The organism is Cohnella luojiensis, from assembly GCF_004564235.1.
Lineage (GTDB): Bacteria > Bacillota > Bacilli > Paenibacillales > Paenibacillaceae > Cohnella > Cohnella luojiensis.
The window spans coordinates 1-16,058 of the sequence record NZ_SOMN01000040.1; the positions used below are offsets into that span (position 1 = coordinate 1).

A 16,058-nucleotide genomic window follows, 5' to 3' on the forward strand; every position below is an offset into this window, starting at 1 on the left:
TAAATGGTAATCGCCTACGATTAAGTGGTTACATTCTTTTTTCTTATCTGCCAAGAAGATGAATGTAAAAATTATACACATTTGGATATTGTGATGCTGATGTCAGGTTTTATGCATGTCTAGTGGCGTAGATCGAACTAAATTCATTTTGAGCTCGTTTGGCAAGCTGTAGTTAGGTATTGGCGGAGGTACTAAATTGAAATACTTCTTAGACATAATAAGAAAATTCCCATCGAAAATTGTGACTCTAGAAATAACGGAGCACCTTATCCTCGCTATTAGGTCTGATATGTCCGTTTATCGCTTGTGTGGATTGGATCCCATGGATTTTCCAGGAGTTCCTAAGGTTGAGCCCATAATGATTTTTAATATCCAAAGCTCACTTTTACATAGAGTGATAAGACAGGTTGTTTTTGCGGTTTCAACTTCGGAGAATAGACCTGTATTAACAGGCGTATCCTGCCAAAATGATGCGAATGGCCGCCTTAGATTCCTTGCTACGGACGGTGTAAAATTAGCTTCGAGAACAATTGATATGGACACGAAATATGTGCAATGTTACACCCCAATTATTATTCCAGGGAAAAATTTGTATGAATTATCAAAACTGCTTAGCGATGAACAAGAATCAACCGAGATCATATTCGGAGAAAACCAAGCTATTTTCAAAACACGAAATATGATTTTTTACTCTGCAATAATCGATGGAACTTATCCCTCCGTTGAACACATTATTCCGGTATCGCACTCGACTGAAATCTTAGTGGACACAGGAAATATATTAAGCGCTTTAGAACGAGTTTCACTATTAGCGGATGATAGTAATCTCTTGCGCTTAAATGTTACGGGGAACCGTATTGAGTTAGTTGCAAGAACTGCTGAGATTGGGGATGTCTACGAGGAAATGAGCATTGAGCATATTGCCGGTGCTGAAATTCAAATTTCCTTTAATGGAAAACATATGAGAGATATTCTGCGCTCCACAGATAGCGCAAAAACAACATTGAAGTTTTCCGGCAAGCTGAACCCTATGATTATTGAACCCTTTCAAGATTCTCAATCGATTTATATCTTAACTCCAATTAGATCAAAATAATAAATAAGATGTTACCGAGGCGTCGTTCTTTTTCTTCTCTTGAATATCCATAGACCGGCAAGCCCCGTCAAAGCGATCGCGAGGATTCCTTCCGGACTGGGCATGGCAACATAGCTGAATTCTTCATGTACAAGAATGAATTTTTTCAAAATTAACGTATCTATGAAGGCATTTCCCATCGTGTGCATAACGACGGCCGGCCATACGCTTCTGGTCATCAACAGAATCTCACCATACAGAATCGCCATGACGATCACGCCGATCATCATGCGGGGGATATAGGTGATCATGCTTTCCGTGGTGTCTACGAACAGAAATAAATAAGGAAAATGCCACGCCCCCCAAACCAACCCAACGGCAATATGAACGAGAAAGCGGTTATAGCCAAGCGAAAAGAGCTTCGGAGCCATATGGCCCCTCCAGGCGAATTCCTCGAATACATTTTTGATGAAGCTTGGTATGAGCGCCATTCCGATTGCCGCCAAATAGGAAGAAGACGAAGAGAACATGTCCGTCCACCCCAGTCCCAAACCGATTGCGACAATCACCGCTGTCATCAAGGGAAAGAATAGGAAACTGAATGCATACAGAAGCGTGTTTCCCCTGATTCGAGGTTTGATCCCGAAATCTTTCCACCCGTCTCCCATCCAACTGCGCATAATCACTACAGCCAAGAGGGGGGACACAATCCAAATCAGCTGTCCTAGGCTGCCGTTCTCATCCGTTCCGGCTTGCAGATCCACCAGCCGCCCGATCCATCCGCAGCTAAGCGCGACGAGCGAAAAAATAATCACATTCCTCAGCGTCTTGTTATGAGTTACTCTCAAGGCTCCAGCTCCTCTTTTATTTTCTGCAAGTATTTCCCGTACCACTCTTTCAAGAAAGCATAATAATCCATTCCGAATTCCAATGTATCCAGCCTGCTTCTTACTTTCGGGTTATTTAGAAGCTCCCTGTTTTTCCCAATCTGTTCCCGGTTCATTTGCTGAATCATCTTCAAGGTCGTCCCTACCGTCTCGATTTCACGTAAATATTGTTCGACGAGTTCGAGTTTTCTGGGGCCTTCGACATAGTTGAAGAAAAACATTTTTACGAGCGCGGGGTCCCTTGGTTTGTCTAATGCGATCGGCTCACCGGCCCAACGCAGGAACTCCTTCTCCCCCTCCTCCGTGATCGAGAAAACCTTCTTGCGCCTTGCCCCCCGACGATCCTCCGTTACAAGGACATGCTCATTCTGAATGAGCTTCTTCAAAGCCGGTTGTATGCTGCCTTGGCTCGAATTGTAAAAGAACCCGGTGCTTGATTCCATGCTTTTCTTTAGATCATAGGACGACTTATCGCCGTCCAGCAGCAAACCCAGAATGATCTTATCCTGCATAATGAAATATCCTCCTTATTTCTAATAGACATGTCTATTAGAAACATATAAATCGAGCATAATACCTTAATTGAGTTCTGTCAACATTTGTTAACATCCAATCCACTGCAGGATTGACGGAAAGAATCCGAAGTTGCCGCCGTCACTCGCTCGCCCGATTCATTGGTCCACTACCAAGCTCTAACTCTAAAACAAAAGCCGGAACCCTTCTCGAAGAAGAGTTTCGGCTTTGCGCATTTCTAATGCTCGACATATTCGGCTCCGCTCATATTCTGGCGGTACTCCGACGGCGTGACGCCGTTTTTCTTACGGAATATCTGGGAGAAGTGGCGCATGTCCGGGTAACCGACGCGCTCGGAGATATCGGCGATTTTCAGCTCCGATCCCCGAAGCAGCTCCATCGCCCGCTCGAGCCGAAGATGGGTGATGTATTCCTTGAAGCCTCTCCCGGTCTTCTGCTTGAATAATTGACTGAAGTAAATCGGATTCAAGTAGACGACGGATGCCACCTTCTCCAAAGACAGTTCCGCGTGATAATTCGACTGGATGTATTGGAGCGCGACTTCGACCGCCTGGTCTCCGCCGCTGGCATAATGGTCATACACTTGGCTGGCGGAGGCTTTGCGCAAGTTCTGCACTTCGGCGGGTACCTTTGCGAAGTCCGTGATTCGGTCCGTATGAAGCACTTGAAACGGCGTCTTCACGTATCGCTTCAGATGGCTTCTCAACTGCTCAACCAGTCTCCCAAGCCCGTTGTCGTCCCGTAACGTGACCAATCCGAGCAGACTTTTGGCGTCGATGCTGGCCACGAACCCGGTACCTGCAGATTCGATCAGCTCGGATAACACGTTCTCCATGATGAAATGCTCCAGCTTCACGTCGCGGTCGCTTTCCATTCGTACCATCAGCAGGTGGAAATGCGAATGGTTTTCGGTGAAGGGCTTAATATCGATAGCCCCTAAGTCCAGGCCGGACGCCCAGCGGGCGAACACGGCCTCCCGCAGCAACCGCAAATTGCCTTTCAAGAGATGAGTCTCCTTGGACCATTCGTTCTCCTTCGAGATCTCCTCTCCAAGTTTCCTGATCATCTCTATCAGAATGTCCTTGCCGATCGGCTTAAGCAAATAGTCTTTGGCTCCCAATCGAACCGCTTCCTGGGCATACGCGAATTCCGAGTATGCGGAGATCACGACCCATTTCACGTGGGCATGTCTTGTGCGGGAAATTTCCATCAGCTCCAGCCCCGTCATGCCAGGCATAAGAACGTCGGTAAGGACGAGATCGATGGATTCGTTCTTCAGCAGGTAAACGGCCTCCTCCGGATTGGAGGCAAGAAAGACGCGATGATCCGGAAATTGGTTTCGAATCGTCCGTTCTATTCCGCTTCGAATGACGCTTTCGTCGTCGACGACAAGAATGTTCAAGTTATTGTCTCCTCTCCGGCGGAATAGGGAGCGTAACGATAACGGTCGTTCCGAGGTTCTTGCGGCTGTCGACTCGTATACCGAAGCCTTCCCCGAACATCAAGCGAATACGACTATTCACGTTCTGCAAACCGATTCCTTTACGGCCCGCCGATTCTTCCGCCTCGTCGCTTCGTCCAAATTCCAATACGCTAGAATCATCTAGCGTATGGGAAAGACGCCGGAGCGTATCCTCCTCCATTCCGACGCCGTTGTCTTCCACGATAATCTCCAGCCGTCCATCATTTTCGTTCGAAGAAATACGCAAGCTACCGGGACGGTTCAGTGGCTCCAGCCCGTATTTCACGGCATTCTCGACGATAGGCTGCAAGAACATCTTGGGAACCTCCATATCCAGCCAGCGCTCTTCCACCTCGAACTCCGTTCTCACGCGTCCTCCAAGCCGGGTTTGGATAATCGTCAAGTAATGATGCAGTTGGTCCAGCTCGCGGCGAAGCGTCGCGCGCGAGGCTTCCTCCCACTCGCTCCCGTAACGGAAAATATGCGACAAAGCCAGGATCACTTTGCCGAGCCGGTCATTCTCCCGTTCGTCCAGCATCCAATAGATCATATCCAGCGTATTGAACAAAAAGTGGGGATTAACCTGGGACTGAAGCGCCTGAAGCTGAGCGTTCTTCTCGCTTATGGAGGCCAGCTTAATACGCTCGATCAAATCGTCCATCTGGTTAACCATGCGGTTAAAGGAGCCCACGAGAACGTTAAGCTCCTGGTAGGATTGCACGTGGACCTGACCCTTGAAGTTCCCCAGCTCCACCTGTTTCATCTGATGGATCAGCCTTTTGAACGGGGAGGAAAAGGAACGGGATACGAACGTCGCGAGTGCCGTTGCCGCAATGACAAGCACGATGATAACGCTTAGCAGAAAACGCTGCGTTTCCCTAAGCTCAAGCTTCAAATCCCGCTTCGGCGTGACGCCGATAACGGTCCAATCCGCCGTGCGGATCCGGGCCGCGGTAATCATGGCGTCTTCCCGCTCGGTCAGGCTCACTTCGCCGTTCTTCAATTTCCCCGGCCAACCGGGGGGAACGATTACCGTTTCGTTCTCCGCCATTTTCGTGCGAATGATCTCGTTGCCCTCGTGACCTTGAATAATGACGCTGCTCCCCGGTCCGAGAATCGCGTTCGAAAGCGCGGATACGATGGCGTCCGCGTCGGTTTCGATCAAGACGATGCCGATCGGCTTTAATGCGCTAAGCTCGAACAACTGGCGTCCGAACGCGAAAACAGGCCGGTCGATCCCCCCGCTCATGAGCGATTGAGGGTAAACGCCAAGCCATATCATCTCGCCTGTCGATTGCTGCAGCTGGGTAAACCATTGCTTCTCGGAATGATCCCTCACGGCGGCGCCTACCGAGCGGTCGAAGCTGAATACTTTGCCCCTGTTCGTTACGATATGAATGCCGACGATATCGTTGCGGGAGTAAAATATGGCCCCCAGAATGTCGGTAATTCGACGTTCAAGATTAACTCCCTCGACCGTACGGTCGGATGAAGGATTCTGCAGCAGTCTCATCAGCTCGTTGTTGCTGTTGAGCGATTTGGTGACGGTATCATACCCTTTAAGCATCAAGTCGAACAGGCCGACCGTCTGCGAGATATTCTTCTCGGCAATGACGCTCACCTTGCTGCGAATTTGCTCGGACGCACGCTGGTAATAAACCAAACTGACAATAAGAAGCAAGCCCAGCATGCTAAACAAAAAGATCAGAAATAATCGGCCGTGTATGGATCGGAAGCTTTTCATGATCCCATGTTACCCTTTTACGGCGCCGGCTACCATGCCTTTCGTTATTTTCTCCGCGAGCAAGAAATAAATGAGAATAACCGGCAATGCGCCAAGCACGAGGAAAGCTCCGATCGCGCCGTAGTTGACCGAGTATTGACTAACGAAGCTATACACTCCGAAAGGCAAGGTTTTGAGCTTCTCGGCGGAGATGAAGGTAGCCGCCATGATATATTCATTCCAGATGTTGATGAAGGCCAGGATGCACACTGTCATGATCGGCGGTATCGAGACCGGAAGCACGATAGAACCGAAGATCCGGAATACGCCGGCTCCGTCCATGATCGCGGATTCCTCGATTTCTTGAGGGATCGTCTTCATGAAGCCGCTTAGGATAAATACGGCGATCGGCGTCTGGAAGGCGATATACGGCAGAATAAGCGACAAGTGCGTGTTCAAGATGTCGATGTTCTTGAACATGATCATGAGCGGAAGCAGCGTTCCCTGCATCGGAATCATCATTCCGAGCAAGAAAATCAGAAGGACGACCTGCCCGTATTTCCAGCGGAAACGGGTAATCGCGAACGCCGTCAGCGAAGCCAGCAGGATGACGCAAACCATGGTGACGGAGGTCACCAGAACGCTGTTGCCGAGGTATTTCCAGTAGTTTCCTCCCTCGACGGCGGCCGAATAATTGCTCCATTGCCATACCGACGGCAAGGCGAAGAAGTTGCCCGACAGGATTTCTTCATTCGTCTTGAGCGAATAGATGAGCAGCCAGATGAGCGGATACAACTGCGTGACGAGCAGGATACCGAAGAAGGCGAATACAATGCCTTTGGTGAATGTAAAGCGGCTGCGCCGGGTTTCAGCGACAGGCTTCGCTACCGTTATGCTTACGGATTGGCTCATGCGGAGCGCCTCCTTTTTACGAGAATCGTTTGTCTAGCCGATTGAATAACAGATTGATGAACAAGGTAGCCGCTAGGCAGACGACGACCAGGAAACAAGCGATGGCGCTGCCGTAACCGTATTTCATCGAGAGGAACGACATATTGTACATATGGCTAGAGATAACGTCTGTCGCGTGCGCGGGTCCGCCGCCCGTCATGACCATAATGAGGTCGAACGATTGGAGGGAACCGATGAACGAGAGCACGACGGAAATTTTGAAAATCGGGACGATCAATGGCAGCGTAATGTAACGGTCGGCCTTAAAGCCTTCCGCGCCGTCGATCTTGGCGGCTTCGTAAATATCGGCCGGAATGTTCTGAATTCCGGTGAATTGAATGAGAATGTGGTAGCCCAGGTATTGCCATAGAGCGACGAGAATGATGGAGTAGATGGCCACCTTCGGTTCGGTTAGCCAGGAATGCGTCCAGGAATCCAGACCGAGCTTGATCAGAATTTGGTTGATCATGCCGCCCATGGAGGCCGGATTGTATATCGTCTTCCATAATTGGCCGATGACGACCACGGACAGGATGACGGGCAGAAAATAGCTCGAGACGAGGAAACCCGTCTTGCGAACGTAACGGCTGATCAGAATCGCCACGAACAGGGCGATCGGCAATTGAACCAACATCGAGAATCCGGCCAATAGGAATGTCCGTCTGACCGATGGCCAGAAGTAGGCATCGTTCGTGAACATTTTATCGAAGTTCGAAAGGCCCACGAATTTGGACGTGCCGATGCCGTTCCAATCCAGCATCCCGTTATAGAACGAGACGATAATCGGAACGAACACGAGAATGACATAGAGGAGCAAACACGGCAGTACGAACGCCGCGATCGTCCAACGGGATACTTTCAACACGTTCAAGGCTTTCGCCTCCTTTACAGCCTCTCGCAGATGACGAAAGGGGGCGCCGGGCGTCCCCCTCCGTACCTAATCGACGGTGATTATTATTTGTTTTCTTCGAAAGCGGTTTGGTGTTCTTTCGCTACTTCTGCCGCGTCTTTTTTCGTTACGAACAAGTTTTGGATGCTCGACAGATGCACTTGGGCAGTTCCCGGGTTCATCGTGTTGTCGAACGCCAGGTCTCCGCCTTTTACGTCTTTGAACATGTTCATGACTTCAACTGCCATGTCGGAGTATCCTGCGGCTTTAAAGTCGCCGTCCACGACTTGGGCAAGGCCTACGCCTCCCTTAAGCGTAAACAGTTCTTTCGGGTAGTTCAGCATGAAGTAGTTCAAGAAATCGAGCGTTTCTTCCAGATGCTCGCTGTTCTTGGATACCGCGAACGCGCTGCCCGGAGCGAGCATGAATTGGTTAGGGTCGCCTTTGCCGCCGACCGTCGGGAATTTGAAGACGCCTACGTTACCGTCTTTGCTGACGTCGGACGTTTCGATGCCGCCGGTTGCCCAGCTTCCCATGAAGTACATAGCCGCTTTGCCTGTCTTGAACAGATTCTCGCCAGCGTTATAGTCGAAGGACGTCGCGCCTTCTTGGAAGGCACCTGCTTGCACGAGCGATTGGAACGCGTCGACGGCTTCTGTGAACGCCGGGTCGTCGAACGTTTTCTTGCCGTCGAGAACTTCCTTCAGGAAACCCGGGCCGCCGTTCGTGCGGAGCAAGACGTTCATGAACAGGAACGAACCGGTCCAGGAATCTTTTTCGCCGATGGCGATAGGCGTGATGTTTTTGGCTTTAAGCGTTTTGACGGCTTCGACCATTTCCTCGAACGTCGTCGGTACTTTCGCGCCGGCTTGCTCGAACAGCGATTTATTGTAATAGACAAGGGCGATGTTGTTGCCGTCCGGCAAGGCGTACAGGTTGCCGTCGAATGTATAGTAGTCGAGGATTCCGGATTGGAACGTATCTTTGAGGCCGTTTTTCTCGACCATCTCGTTCAGCGGAGCGAACAGGTCGGCGTCGACGAACGGCTGCATTTGAGCGGATGGGTTAACGATCGTGATGTCCGGCACTTCTTTGGAAGCGGCTTGCGTTTTCAGCTTCAGCTTTTGTTGGTCGGTGTTGAGGGAGTCGAGTTCGATCTTGACGTTCGGGTGCTCCGACTCGTATTTCGCGACGACGTTGCGGATCATTTTGTATTTCGGGTCGGTTTGGTCAGGGTAAATGTTCTGGAACGTGATCGTGACTTTCTCGTTGCTGCCTGTGTCCTTGCTTGCGCTGCTGCTGGCAGCCGGGCTGCTAGCCGGAGCGCTTGCATTGCCGCCGTTATTGTTGTTTCCGGAAGATCCGCATGCGGACAAGCTAACCGCAAGCAAACCCGCCATAACGGTGCCAAGCATTTTCTTGTTTATAAAATTCATTGGTACATCCCCCTTGAGGTTGTGATAGCCTCATTATCCATCTAACTGAAAACGCAAACAATAAAGTTACTTAAGAGGAGATGTTTGTTTTTTAAAGGAGGGGGCCTAAAACTCTGCACCACGAACTTTAGAATATACGACGGTCTCTCTTAGCAAGCCATCAACATCACATTTATCGTTTCGAAGAATACCCTCCATGGTAAATTTTAAGCGCTCAGCAACTCGAGCACTTCGTGTATTTCGTGAATCGCACCGAATTTCAATTCTATTAGCTTGTAATTCATTAATTGCGAAGTATGTAATACGTTCAACCGCTTCAGTAATGTATCCTTGCCCGCTAAAGGGGGTGCTAACCCAATATCCAATTTCAAATTTCCGTACTTGCCAGTCGATTCGATGAAGACCACTGCTTCCAATGAATTGGCCTGTTGTCTTATCTATAAGATACAACCTCAAGTCTGAGCGTTCCAAATAATGAACTCTTCCTTGTCGTGAAATGATCTCCGATTCTTCAATCGTTGGAATCTGCCCGGCCCAGGGCATCCAAGGACGTAATTCATCTATACTCTCTTTGATCGCCTCGTTAACCATCGCCCCATCTTCCCATAGAGGAGCACGAATAACTAAACGCTTACTTTCAAAACTCTCGGGTATTGTTAATAATATAGGGTTAGCAATTATAGAACTCATGTCCGTTCCTCCTTAATATCTTAAATCCAATTAGATAGAATTAATAACGCACTTAAGAAAAACCGGCTTCGCCGTCTTTCAACGGTAGTATACGTTTATATCGAGCAAGGCCGGTCGAGTCCTTCCTATATTTCTAGTTGTAAAAAATACACTAAGAAACTCAATACTCACTCGTTTGAAGAAACTAGTTGCAGAGAATACACTTACATCCTTCAAAATTCTGATATTCGGACTCCATTCATTCAACTAACTGTATTTTCTGCAATTAGATTCGGATAGGTTACCTTTTCCTTCAAACTAACTGACTATTTTACACTTAGTTTTTTCCAATGATTTCGGGGTTACGGGTTGCGGGGGGTGCTATTAGCCGACGTTGGTGGTCGGTGGGATATGTTAAAAAAGGATGCCTGTCATGAATTAATGACTGCATCCCAAGCCTAAAGTTAACCTATTCTTCACCGCGACTACAATCGCCTCGTGTCGCGCTTTCATTTCTTGAAGTCAGCAGGAGAAATGGATTGAAGAAATTGTTTCGTAGTTAATACATTGCCTGATTTATAATCATCTCGACTGTCTTGAATCATTTCATGCAGCCGGGGGTCTAAAGCAGTCTCTACGTTGAGCGAAAGAGGGTCTTCTTCTTGAAGCAACATGGTAAAAGTGCCTTTTCCCGGAATAAAGACTTGAGACACTGAATTTGTTCTACTCATCCGGCCAATATGGTCGAATAATTCGAATTCTGTCAGCACTTTTTCCATCCTGCTCACCCCCATGTTTGAATTGTTCTCATTATATCATGGTTTCGAGTTCAAAAAAGCAGGACAGAATATAACCGTAACGGCAAGGAAATAATGGAAATAAGACCGTTGGAAATTGTTTCTATGTGAACCAAAGGAGTTGGTCTTGATGTGGCTCGTTCCCGGTGTATTGGCGATCACAGCTATCATTGCCGCAATCGAGGTTCCAGCTTTAAGGAAAGATAAGAAGGGGCTATGGATCTTCTCGATTCTACTGCTGATAGGGACAGGCATCAGCATTGCGAAAGGCTTGAATACCGTACTTCCGAATCCCCTGGATTTGATTGCAGCCGTCTTTCAACCGTTCAGCCATTGGCAACAGCTATTCGTTAGTTAATCATGACATGAAGCGCAGAGGACAGGTCGATTTCATAGGGAGCTTTCAGTTTCTCGCCTCGTTCGTTTTGCAGAACCCTTACGACAGGCCTAGAAGGAATGGACTGGTTCTGGCGGCATACCACTCCCCTTTCTCTCGTGCTCAATTTGACGCTTTGTCCGACCGGAAAAATAGCTACCTTGTTTCGAAATAAAGTTACCTTCTTCAAATCATAGAGGGTGCCGGCATTTGCAAAAAGAATATCCAATGCTTGGTGAGGAGCAATTGCTCTGCGGTAAGCACGAGGATGGGTCATCGCGTCGTAGGAATCAAGCATGCCGATCCAAAGGGCATATTCATGGATTTGCTTACCTTTTAGGTTATAAGGGTATCCGCTGCCGTCGATACGCTCGTGATGCTGCAGTGCGCAAGTTGCCGCCAGTAGAGGAAGGCCTGTATTCTCTTTGAGCATGCGAAAGCCGTATTCCGTATGCTTTTTGATTTCCATATACTCGATCGGCGTTAGTTTGGAGCTGCTTAACAACAATTGGGACGGGATTTGAATATTTCCCACATCGTGAAGAAGGGCACCAAGCCCTACCTCAACCAACTCTGTCTGGGAATAACCTTGCAGCATGGCAAGTTTCGTAGTATAAACGCAGACATTAATAGCATTTTGGCAAAAATGCTGCTCTAACTTTGTAGCGGGAGCCATGTTCTGCGTCATAAGCGATACGAGGTTTCGCCTGTCACGGCTTAAATCTTCAATCACTCTGGTTATTCCCTCGACTAACATCCGATTAGTGGCCAAGATCTGATTTCCGATTCCGAACGAAGAGGTCACGCTGAAATTCGCAAAGACCTTCGCCAGCGCCATGTGCAGCATGACACGCGTCTCTTCCCCGATCGAATCATCTATTGGAATATCGTCCGTTTGAACGTCCTCGATATATAAGGAATGGATTCCCATTCTAGTTAGTCTCATAATCATTAATGAAGTCAGCTCCACATGATAGCCGAGAATGACTTTGCCATGTTCGGAGAGCACCGGTTTACCTAGACGCATTCCCGGAAGGCACTGGGATATAGGGACTATTTTCATCTCTTAATCTTCTCCTAATAGTAGAATATTTCCTTGAAAACTGACGATAAATTTAGTATAACGACAAGAACTCAAATAAACTGTTGAATGCTGTCATCCAATAATAAATAAATATAGCGAATTTGGTCGAATAACCGCAGTTCCGTGAGTTTGGATCGAACGTACAAAAAGCCGGGAGTTCTCATATTAGAGAATCCCGGCCTCCTTTAAGTGGACGACGACGCATATATCTTTAACCTTTATATTTCTTAAGAACGATAACCGCGTTATGTCCGCCGAACCCAAAGGAATTGGATATTCCGATATTCAGATCGGCTGGGCGAGCTGCATTGGGAACATAGTCCAAATCGCAACCTTCCCCTCTCTCCTGTTGGTTAATCGTCGGAGGGATGATGCCGTTCTGCAAGCTTTTCACCAAGGCAATGGCCTCTACGCCTCCCGCGGCTCCGAACATATGTCCCGTCATGGACTTGTTGGCCGTAACCGGAATACGATAGGCATCCTGTCCGAACAATTTCTTGATGGCCGCCGTTTCCGACTTGTCTCCGAGCTCCGTGCTAGTGGCGTGAGCGCTAATGACATCCACTTCGCCAGGTTGTATTTTCGCTTCTTGAAGCGCCAATTTCATTGCCCGGTAAGCCCCGTCGCCTTCAGGATGGGTCGCTACCATATGATACGCGTCGGAGCTTGCTCCATATCCTATGACTTCCGCGTGTATTCTGGCGTTTCGCTTTAAGGCATGAGTCAACGATTCCAGAACCAGAATTCCCGCGCCTTCCCCCATAACAAAACCGTCCCTTCCGGCATCGAACGGCCGGCTAGCCCTCTCGGGCTCGTCGTTCCTCGTCGATAACGCCGTTGCGTTCGAGAAACTGGCTAACGATATTTCGGTTATCGCCGCATCCGAACCGCCCGCGAAAAGGACATCGGCTCTTCCGGATTGAATATGAAAGAACGCTTCTCCTATGGCCGTATTCCCGATAGAACAAGCCGTTACGGGAGATAGCGTAGCCCCCAGCGCACCGAGTTTAATACTGATTAACGCCGCAGCCATATTGGCTATCATCATAGGAACCAAAGCGGGACTTACCCTTTCCGGTCCTCGGTCGCTTAACAGTGTATGTTGATCCATTAAAGTCTGTATTCCGCCGATACCAGAGCCGACATATACGCCCATCCGCTCTTTGTTCACCTGCTCCAAATCGATCCCCGAGTCCGCTAATGCCTGGTCTGCCGCCGCTAAGGCGAACTGACTAAACCGATCCATGCGCCGGGCTTCCTTATGACCGAACAGCTCCTTGGCATCGAAATCCCGTACCATTCCCGCTATTTTAACCTTGAACCTGGTCGTATCGAAAGCATCTATAGTTGTAATCCCCGAATCTCCGCGGACAAGCCGAGTCCAGAAGGTCTCTACGTCATTTCCAAGCGGCGTTATCGCGCCCATTCCCGTTATTACTACTCTTTCCATGGCGATTCCCTCCTTGAATGAAACCCTATGATAATCATGTCATGCTTATTATCCTATTACAAGTTATCATTTATCCTAGTATAATTAATAATACGATAATCCTGCGCAAGGGAGCGTAACCATGAATTCACAATCAAGACGTCAAGCTTTATCCCTATTCTTAAAAGCTCAGAGAGCTAAGCTCACCCCTCAGTCCGTCGGTTTGCCCGAAGGAAGCCGAAGAAGGACGCCCGGGCTAAGAAGAGAGGAAGTTGCGCAGCTGGCAGGCGTTAGCCACACCTGGTACACCTGGCTGGAACAAGGACGGGACATCAAGGTATCGTCATCCGTCTTAGATAACGTGGCTATGGCTCTGCAATTGACCGTCGATGAGCGAAAATACTTGTTTTCCTTGGCATTGGAGACGACTTCGGGAGTAAGCCTTCTTAAAGATGAGCTCCCTCAAATCAGCCCCTCCTTAAGGATCATTCTTCAAGAGCTTACTTACTGCCCGACGATTATTTCCGATCGCAGATGTCATATCGTCGGCTGGAACGAAGCGGCCGCTCACGTTTTCTTGGATTTCGAGGTTATCCCGCCCGAGCAGAGAAATATGATCCGTCTATTATTCACGAGAAAAGAATTTCAGCGGCTTGCCGTGAATTGGGAGCAGTTCGCCAGCGGATTCCTTGCGATATTCAGGGCTTATTACGGGCAGTACGTAGAGGATGAATGGTACGAGAGGTTTCTAGAGGAAATGAAAGAGACCCACCCTGATTTCAATCGCCTCTGGGAGCAGAGCAAGGTTAGCTCCGCTCCGGAGGTGTTGCTTGAGTTCAGGCATGCCAAGGCTAGAAAGATGCTTTTCCAGCTCACTTCGCTGCAAGTCCATGGAGGTACGGATTTAAGGTGCAGCATCTATACACCCGCTTCGGAAACCTCAACGAAATCCAAGCTGAAGCAATTGATGCAGCACGACTTAGGATGAGGGAACCAAACGGCAAAGCCTTTCCGTAAAAGCTGCCCCCCGCACGGAAACGATCACAAGCAGGACGGTGACGATAGCCGATAAGAGTAACGGAGACAGCTCCGTAGCGAACGGGATGAGAATCGCCAGCGCAGCCAAGCCTGCGATATATGGCTTAGGAACGACGTTAGCCACGATTCTCATAAACAGCATATTGCCGAGCAGATATAGCCCCGGTCCTGCGAGAATAACCGCGGCGGTCTTGGCATCCGTATGGCCGACGGGATGAGCAAGCAGCAATTCATCCGCCACCGCTGTCACGATGATCCCCGCAACCAGCAGCAGATGCGTATAGGTATAAGCCGATCTGGCAACCCTGCCGGGATCCGATGAGTGCGAAATGAAGTGATGTCCCATTTTTGCCGTCATTTCAAAGTATATCCACCACATGGCTACCGTGCCGACGAAGGAAACGGCGAATGCCGCCAGCGTTGTCGGGTCCCACTCCAGCTTCGCGAATGTTGCTCCCGTCACGAGAATCGACTCTCCCAGCGCGATGATAATGAACAATCCGCAGCGTTCCGCCATATGCGAGCCTTCTACGTCCCATACCTGGGTTTGCGTTCGGCCGAGCCGCGGTAGCCAGAACCCAAGAGAAGGGGCAACGTATTCAACCAAGAGTGCGACTACCCACAGAGCTAATCGCCACGAATCGTGCGCGATTCCCCCCGCGATCCAGAATGCCCCGGACAAGAGCAACCAACCGAGAATGCGCGTGAAGCTAATCCTCAGTTCGACCGAGCCCTTGCGCAATATCCAGATGGTATAGGTGGTCCGGCCAACTTGGAAGAGGGTATAGGCAAGGGCGAAATAAAGCCCCGATTGCCCGAAAGCCTCGGGAATGGATGAGGACATGATGAGACCGATCAGCATCAGCACGACCAGCATCAACCGAACCGGTCTGGTTTCCGGATTCAACCAGTTGATGACCCAAGCCGTGAAGATCCAAGCCCACCATACGGCCATCGTAATCAACACGAGCCGAACTGCCCCCTCCATCGTGAAGTTCTCCAGGAAAGAGTGCGACAGCTGAGTTACGGCAAAGACAAACATCAAATCAAAGAACAATTCAATAAACGATACTTTTCCCGAGTCTTTCGCTCCCCTGCTGCGAAAAAGCACTGCTTCCGATATCAGTCTCTTCATATCTTACTCCTTAGGCAAAATAATTCGATTTATTATTGGCGAAGACAGAATAACGGATGTATTCACATTGCCATAGGGCATCAGCCGCTCTACGAGCTTGCTAAGATCATCCATCCCGGTAACAGCCGCCTTAAGTACATGGCTGACGATTCCCGTTACGCGATGACACTCCAGGATATCCTCGTCTTGGGTTAAGCGCTGTTCGAAATCCTGAGGAGATACTTTCAATTCGCTGATCTGAATAATCAATTGTACGTTCCTGCCGATCGCCGCAGGCGATACCCTTGCGTTGAAGCCAAGAATAATTCCTTTTTCCTGGAGTCGAAGCAAACGCTCCGAGATGCTGGGACGGCTTAACGACAATCGTTTGGACAGCTCGCTCACCGTCATTCGGCCATCCTCCTGAAGCAATTTGAGGAGAGAAACATCTAATTTATCCATCTCATCCGACCCGCTTTCAAAATGGAGGTTTCGTACGCAATATTCATTCAATGTTACATAATCTAACGTCAAATCCATTCGCTTTTTCATATATCGCTTTTGATACGTATTATATCATTGAATATAGGATCG

16 protein-coding genes are annotated in these 16,058 nt (G+C 48.9%); 3 read left to right on the forward strand and 13 right to left on the reverse strand.

Annotated features, from left to right (window positions below; all coding sequences use genetic code 11):
• The first annotated feature begins 196 nt into the window (after positions 1-196).
• On the forward strand, positions 197-1,096 hold the full coding sequence (dnaN, locus tag E2980_RS20605) for a DNA polymerase III subunit beta (RefSeq protein ID WP_167747205.1): 900 nt from the start codon (positions 197-199) through the stop codon (positions 1,094-1,096).
• An 11-nt stretch (positions 1,097-1,107) separates the two neighbouring features.
• Here the strand turns inward: dnaN and E2980_RS20610 are convergent, their stop codons facing one another.
• The 9 genes from E2980_RS20610 to E2980_RS20650 all read right to left on the reverse strand — a co-directional run bounded on the left by E2980_RS20610 (position 1,108) and on the right by E2980_RS20650 (position 10,405).
• Positions 1,108-1,923 (reverse strand): CPBP family intramembrane glutamic endopeptidase, encoded by an 816-nt coding sequence (locus E2980_RS20610; RefSeq protein ID WP_135154113.1) that lies wholly within the window; start codon positions 1,921-1,923, stop codon positions 1,108-1,110.
• The gene (locus E2980_RS20615; RefSeq protein WP_135154114.1) at positions 1,920-2,474 is read right to left on the reverse strand and encodes a PadR family transcriptional regulator; all 555 of its coding nucleotides are present in this window, start codon (positions 2,472-2,474) and stop codon (positions 1,920-1,922) included. The genes E2980_RS20610 and E2980_RS20615 overlap by 4 nt, the downstream gene beginning before the upstream one ends.
• 239 nt (positions 2,475-2,713) lie before the next feature.
• Complete coding sequence (locus E2980_RS20620) at positions 2,714-3,898, reverse strand: response regulator (protein ID WP_135154115.1); 1,185 nt, start codon at positions 3,896-3,898, stop codon at positions 2,714-2,716.
• A gap of 1 nt (position 3,899) precedes the next feature.
• Positions 3,900-5,702, reverse strand: coding sequence for a sensor histidine kinase (locus E2980_RS20625; protein WP_135154116.1), 1,803 nt, complete (start codon positions 5,700-5,702; stop codon positions 3,900-3,902).
• Positions 5,703-5,711: 9 nt separating this feature from the next.
• Positions 5,712-6,593: a carbohydrate ABC transporter permease gene (locus E2980_RS20630; protein WP_135154117.1), complete on the reverse strand. Its 882-nt coding sequence runs from the start codon at positions 6,591-6,593 to the stop codon at positions 5,712-5,714.
• Positions 6,594-6,609: 16 nt separating this feature from the next.
• Entirely contained in the window at positions 6,610-7,503 is an 894-nt protein-coding gene (locus E2980_RS20635) for a carbohydrate ABC transporter permease (protein ID WP_135154118.1), read from the reverse strand.
• A gap of 83 nt (positions 7,504-7,586) precedes the next feature.
• The gene (locus E2980_RS20640; RefSeq protein ID WP_135154119.1) at positions 7,587-8,957 is read right to left on the reverse strand and encodes an extracellular solute-binding protein; all 1,371 of its coding nucleotides are present in this window, start codon (positions 8,955-8,957) and stop codon (positions 7,587-7,589) included.
• 105 nt (positions 8,958-9,062) lie between these two features.
• A complete protein-coding gene (locus tag E2980_RS20645) occupies positions 9,063-9,647 on the reverse strand; it encodes a GNAT family N-acetyltransferase (protein WP_135154120.1) in 585 nt (194 codons plus the stop codon).
• Positions 9,648-10,135: 488 nt separating this feature from the next.
• The gene (locus E2980_RS20650) at positions 10,136-10,405 is read right to left on the reverse strand and encodes a hypothetical protein (RefSeq protein WP_135154121.1); all 270 of its coding nucleotides are present in this window, start codon (positions 10,403-10,405) and stop codon (positions 10,136-10,138) included.
• A gap of 148 nt (positions 10,406-10,553) precedes the next feature.
• On the opposite strand from E2980_RS20650, the gene E2980_RS20655 reads away from it, so the two are divergent.
• Entirely contained in the window at positions 10,554-10,781 is a 228-nt protein-coding gene (locus tag E2980_RS20655; RefSeq protein ID WP_135154122.1) for a hypothetical protein, read from the forward strand.
• Here E2980_RS20655 and E2980_RS20660 read toward each other — a convergent pair.
• Together E2980_RS20660 and fabF are read right to left on the reverse strand one after the other, a co-directional pair.
• Positions 10,774-11,862, reverse strand: a complete 1,089-nt coding sequence (locus tag E2980_RS20660; protein WP_135154123.1) for an HD-GYP domain-containing protein — start codon at positions 11,860-11,862, stop codon at positions 10,774-10,776. The genes E2980_RS20655 and E2980_RS20660 overlap by 8 nt on opposite strands.
• A 232-nt stretch (positions 11,863-12,094) precedes the next feature.
• The gene (gene fabF, locus E2980_RS20665; protein WP_135154124.1) at positions 12,095-13,333 is read right to left on the reverse strand and encodes a beta-ketoacyl-ACP synthase II; all 1,239 of its coding nucleotides are present in this window, start codon (positions 13,331-13,333) and stop codon (positions 12,095-12,097) included.
• 121 nt (positions 13,334-13,454) lie between these two features.
• Here fabF and E2980_RS20670 point away from each other — a divergent pair, with 121 nt between their 5' ends.
• Positions 13,455-14,300, forward strand: coding sequence for a helix-turn-helix transcriptional regulator (locus tag E2980_RS20670; protein ID WP_135154125.1), 846 nt, complete (start codon positions 13,455-13,457; stop codon positions 14,298-14,300).
• On the opposite strand, the gene E2980_RS20675 is transcribed toward E2980_RS20670, so the two are convergent.
• Both E2980_RS20675 and E2980_RS20680 read right to left on the reverse strand, forming a co-directional pair.
• Complete coding sequence (locus tag E2980_RS20675) at positions 14,292-15,485, reverse strand: low temperature requirement protein A (RefSeq protein WP_135154126.1); 1,194 nt, start codon at positions 15,483-15,485, stop codon at positions 14,292-14,294. The genes E2980_RS20670 and E2980_RS20675 overlap by 9 nt on opposite strands.
• A gap of 3 nt (positions 15,486-15,488) precedes the next feature.
• On the reverse strand, positions 15,489-15,926 hold the full coding sequence (locus tag E2980_RS20680; RefSeq protein WP_135154127.1) for an Lrp/AsnC family transcriptional regulator: 438 nt from the start codon (positions 15,924-15,926) through the stop codon (positions 15,489-15,491).
• Positions 15,927-16,058: the final 132 nt, after the last annotated feature.

What these genes read in the sequence shown, in the direction of transcription:
- E2980_RS20655 (WP_135154122.1), top strand. Translation starts at nt 10,554, where the DNA reads ATGTGGCTCGTTCCCGGTGTATTGGCGATCACAGCTATCATTGCCGCA.
- E2980_RS20675 (WP_135154126.1), bottom strand. Translation starts at nt 15,485, where the DNA reads ATGAAGAGACTGATATCGGAAGCAGTGCTTTTTCGCAGCAGGGGAGCG.
- E2980_RS20670 (WP_135154125.1), top strand. Translation starts at nt 13,455, where the DNA reads ATGAATTCACAATCAAGACGTCAAGCTTTATCCCTATTCTTAAAAGCT.
- E2980_RS20625 (WP_135154116.1), bottom strand. Translation starts at nt 5,702, where the DNA reads ATGAAAAGCTTCCGATCCATACACGGCCGATTATTTCTGATCTTTTTG.
- fabF (WP_135154124.1), bottom strand. Translation starts at nt 13,333, where the DNA reads ATGGAAAGAGTAGTAATAACGGGAATGGGCGCGATAACGCCGCTTGGA.
- E2980_RS20660 (WP_135154123.1), bottom strand. Translation starts at nt 11,862, where the DNA reads ATGAAAATAGTCCCTATATCCCAGTGCCTTCCGGGAATGCGTCTAGGT.
- E2980_RS20630 (WP_135154117.1), bottom strand. Translation starts at nt 6,593, where the DNA reads ATGAGCCAATCCGTAAGCATAACGGTAGCGAAGCCTGTCGCTGAAACC.
- E2980_RS20645 (WP_135154120.1), bottom strand. Translation starts at nt 9,647, where the DNA reads ATGAGTTCTATAATTGCTAACCCTATATTATTAACAATACCCGAGAGT.
- E2980_RS20640 (WP_135154119.1), bottom strand. Translation starts at nt 8,957, where the DNA reads ATGAATTTTATAAACAAGAAAATGCTTGGCACCGTTATGGCGGGTTTG.
- E2980_RS20615 (WP_135154114.1), bottom strand. Translation starts at nt 2,474, where the DNA reads ATGCAGGATAAGATCATTCTGGGTTTGCTGCTGGACGGCGATAAGTCG.
- E2980_RS20680 (WP_135154127.1), bottom strand. Translation starts at nt 15,926, where the DNA reads ATGGATAAATTAGATGTTTCTCTCCTCAAATTGCTTCAGGAGGATGGC.
- E2980_RS20650 (WP_135154121.1), bottom strand. Translation starts at nt 10,405, where the DNA reads ATGGAAAAAGTGCTGACAGAATTCGAATTATTCGACCATATTGGCCGG.